Origin of the sequence: Pseudomonas brassicae (assembly GCF_010671725.1) — a bacterium.
Lineage (GTDB): Bacteria > Pseudomonadota > Gammaproteobacteria > Pseudomonadales > Pseudomonadaceae > Aquipseudomonas > Aquipseudomonas brassicae.
In genome coordinates this window covers 1-2,613 of the sequence record NZ_JAAHBU010000316.1, presented here as the reverse complement: position 1 = coordinate 2,613, position 2,613 = coordinate 1, and the positions used below count along the sequence as shown (strand labels likewise).

Genomic DNA, 2,613 nt, shown 5'->3' with positions numbered 1-2,613 from the left:
GGAGCGGGCTTGACCCGCGATTGCAGGCGACGCGGTGTCAGCCCTTGGCCGGCACCGAATTGCCACGCTTCTTGGTTTGCAGCAGATGCGAGAACACCGCGTGCAAGTCATCCGACGCGCTCTCTTCATCGAGGTTGAGCTTGCTGTCGATGTGGTCCATGTGATGCATCATCAGGTTGACTGCCAGGGTAGCGTCACGCGCTTCGATGGCATCGATCAGTTGCATGTGCTCGTCATACGAGCAGTGCGACCGGTTGCCGCTTTCATATTGGGCAATGATCAGCGAGGTCTGCGATACCAGGCTGCGCTGGAAGCTGATCAGCGGGGCATTGCCGGCCGCTTCGGCAAGCTTGAGGTGAAACTCGCCCGACAGGCGAATGCCGGCACCACGGTCACCGCGCGAAAAGCTGTCGCGCTCTTCACGCACCATCTGGCGCAGCTCGTTCAATTGCTCGGCAGTGGCATGCGCCACCGCCAGTTCGGTGATCGCGCGCTCGACCATGCGCCGCGAGAAAAACACCTGGCGCGCCTCTTCGACGGTCGGGCTGGCCACCACGGCACCGCGATTGGGCCGCAGCAGCACCACACTTTCGTGGGCCAGGCGCGACAACGCGCGACGAATGATGGTGCGGCTGACGCCAAAGATCTCGCCCAGCGCTTCCTCACTCAACTTGGTACCCGGCGCCAGGCGTTGTTCAAGAATCGCCTCGAAGATATGCGCGTAGACGATGTCGTCCTGGGTGCCGCTGCGACCGGCTTTACCGGTGCGCGTGGGTTTCTTGAGAGGTTGCAGCTGTTCGTTCATGGGCGCTCGAGCACGGAGATCCACCTATCGGACCCTGACTGTAATACCAGCCAATGGGGCGATGGCAAGTCCTGGATAGAAGATTAAACGTTCAAGGTATTGGCGCATTGTACACAGGCGCAGCGATTTCTGCAGGGGGCGTTAGCCGTTATAGCCGTGACGACAGTTTAGCTGCACACACTCACAAAAACATTATTTGCATTCTTTGTATACAAACGCATAATCCATCCGTGCAACTTCCTGACCCATAGGTCAACAAAAGGTCTGGTCGCCCCTGCCGCCCCTTCCCTCGCAGAGCCCCCAGTGAACGTGCAGGACCTGCTCTGAACAACAAGAAAAGACTTGAGGAGTACACGCTGTGGAAAGCCGCAAATCCGAAGCCCCTACGCTGGATCTTGCCCCACCGCTCGAAACGAGCTGGCTGGAGCGGATTTTCAAACTCAAGCACCATGGCACCTCGGTCAAGACCGAAATGATTGCGGGTGTGACCACCTTCATCACCATGGCCTACATCATCTTCGTCAACCCCAACATCATGGCCGATGCCGGCATCGATCATGGCGCGGCGTTCGTCGCCACCTGCATTGCGGCCGCGCTGGGCTGCCTGCTGATGGGGCTGTACGCGAACTGGCCAGTGGGCCTGGCACCGGGCATGGGCCTGAACGCCTTCTTCACCTACACCGTGGTCGGCACCATGGGCTACACCTGGGAGGCCGCACTGGGTGCGGTGTTCGTGTCGGGCGTGCTGTTCATGCTGCTGACCCTGTCGCGGGTACGCGAGTGGCTGCTCAACAGCATCCCGCTGAGCCTGCGCCATGCCATGGGGGCGGGGGTCGGGCTGTTTCTCGGGCTGATCGGCCTGAAGACGGCCGGCATCATCGTCGACAGCCCCGCCACCCTGATCAAGCTGGGCTCGCTGCACGAGCCGGGGCCGCTGCTGGCGGCGGTGTGCTTCCTGATGATCGCGGTGCTCAGCTATCGCCGGGTGTTCGGCGCCATCCTGATCAGCATCATTGCCGTGACCCTCGCCGGCTGGGGCCTGGGCCTGGTGGAGTACGGCGGGGTGTTCTCGTTGCCGCCCAGCCTGGCGCCCACCTGGATGGCCATGGACGTGGCCGGGGTGTTCAACGTGAGCATGATCAGCGTGGTGCTGGCGTTTCTGTTCGTACATATGTTCGACACCGCCGGCACGCTGATGGGCGTGGCGCAGCGCGCCAACCTGGTGAATGCCGAGGGGCGTATCGAAAACCTGTCGCGCGCGCTCAAGGCCGACAGTGCCTCCAGCGTGTTCGGTGCAGTGGTGGGTGTACCGCCGGTGACCAGCTATGTGGAGAGCGCTGCGGGGGTGGCCGCAGGCGGGCGCACCGGCCTGACGGCGGTGGTGGTGGGCTTGTTGTTTGTCGCGGCGATGTTCTTTGCGCCGCTGGCCGGGATGATCCCGGCGTATGCCACGGCGGGTGCGCTGATCTATGTGGCGATGCTGATGATGGGCAGCATGGCGCACATCGACTGGGATGAGGCCACCGACAGCATCCCGGCGATCGTCACCGCGATCATGATGCCGCTGACGTTCTCGGTGGCCGACGGTATCGCGCTGGGCTTCATCACCTATGTGGTGCTCAAGGCAGGCACCGGGCGCTACAAGGAAATCTCGGCGAGCCTGTGGGTGCTATGTGCGATCTTTGTGGCGAAGTTCGTGTTCTTGTAAACACGGCGGTGTTGCTAGAGCCTCGCCTTCGGGCGGGGCTTTTTGTTGCCCGGACAGGCCCCTTCGCTGGCAAGCCAGCTCCCACAGGGTATGCGCAGTT

At 62.2% G+C, this 2,613-nt stretch carries 2 protein-coding genes; one reads left to right on the top strand and one right to left on the bottom strand.

Annotated features, from left to right (window positions below; translation table 11 throughout):
* Nucleotides 1-37: 37 nt before the first annotated feature.
* Nucleotides 38-805, bottom strand: a complete 768-nt coding sequence (locus G3436_RS19955) for a GntR family transcriptional regulator (protein ID WP_163948520.1) — start codon at nucleotides 803-805, stop codon at nucleotides 38-40.
* 358 nt (nucleotides 806-1,163) lie between these two features.
* On the opposite strand from G3436_RS19955, the gene G3436_RS19950 reads away from it, so the two are divergent.
* Complete coding sequence (locus G3436_RS19950; protein WP_163948517.1) at nucleotides 1,164-2,513, top strand: NCS2 family permease; 1,350 nt, start codon at nucleotides 1,164-1,166, stop codon at nucleotides 2,511-2,513.
* Nucleotides 2,514-2,613 lie beyond the last annotated feature (100 nt).

Bases quoted from the DNA above. Each gene is read 5' to 3' on its own strand.
- G3436_RS19955 (WP_163948520.1), bottom strand. From the start codon at position 805: ATGAACGAACAGCTGCAACCTCTCAAGAAACCCACGCGCACCGGTAAA.